Origin of the sequence: Streptomyces sp. SID1328 (genome assembly GCF_009865595.1) — a bacterium.
GTDB lineage: Bacteria > Actinomycetota > Actinomycetes > Streptomycetales > Streptomycetaceae > Streptomyces > Streptomyces griseoluteus.
This window is the reverse complement of record NZ_WWKH01000867.1, coordinates 1-804: the sequence shown is the minus strand read 5'-3', so window position 1 is coordinate 804 and position 804 is coordinate 1. Positions and strand designations below refer to the sequence as shown.

Sequence of the window (804 nt, the reverse complement as noted above, 5' to 3'; positions counted from 1 at the left end):
AGGTCCCGACCGCCGGCCCCCACCGGAGCGTCCCCCTCTACCCGGCGCCCCGTGACGGCCAGACCTGTGTCGGGCCCGGCACCCGGTTCACCGCACTTCCGGTCGGCGTCCCCGCCGCCCCCGCACTGCCTTCCACCCTCGAACTCCAGCGCGCGCTGCGGCCCTTGAAGGCGTACCACAGTGCGGCACCCCCGCTCCGCCGCGAGCTGGACGAGACCGCCACCGCCGAACTCAGTGCCCAGGCAGGAGGGCTGATCCTCCCCGTGTACCGCGAGGTACGGCGCGGGGACGCCCGGCTGCAACTGGTGCTGGACGCCGCGCCCTCGATGCGGGTCTGGGACCGCCTCTTCGCGGAACTGGAAGAGGTCTTCGGGCAGTTGGGCGCCTTCGGGGACATCCGGATCGCCCATCTGCACACCGGTCCCGACGGCGAGGCCACGGTCAGCGCCAGCGCCGATCCGCGCGGGGCTCCGCAGCACACCGTGGACCGGCTCAGCGACCCCACCGGGCGCCGGATCACCCTGCTGGTCAGCGACTGCGCGGGCCCGCTGTGGCGGTCCGGGGGCGCGCACCGGATGCTGCACCGGCTGGCCCGGCTCGCCCCCGTCGCCGTGCTCCAGCCGCTCCCGCAGCGCCTGTGGAGCCGTACCCGGCTGCCGGTCACGTACGGCGAACTGACCCGTGGCGACACCCCCGGCGGCACCGCGCTGCGCGTCCGCACCCCCGACGGCGCACCCGTCGTACCGCCGCCCGGCGTGCTGCCCGTGCCGGTGCTGCCGCCCGAACCCGTGGCGCTCGGGGCGT

1 protein-coding gene is annotated in these 804 nt (G+C 76.1%); it reads left to right on the top strand.

What is annotated here, in order from left to right; all coding sequences use genetic code 11:
- A partial coding sequence (locus tag GT030_RS27915; RefSeq protein ID WP_272920728.1) for an SAV_2336 N-terminal domain-related protein occupies window positions 1–804 on the top strand: 804 nt, incomplete at both ends.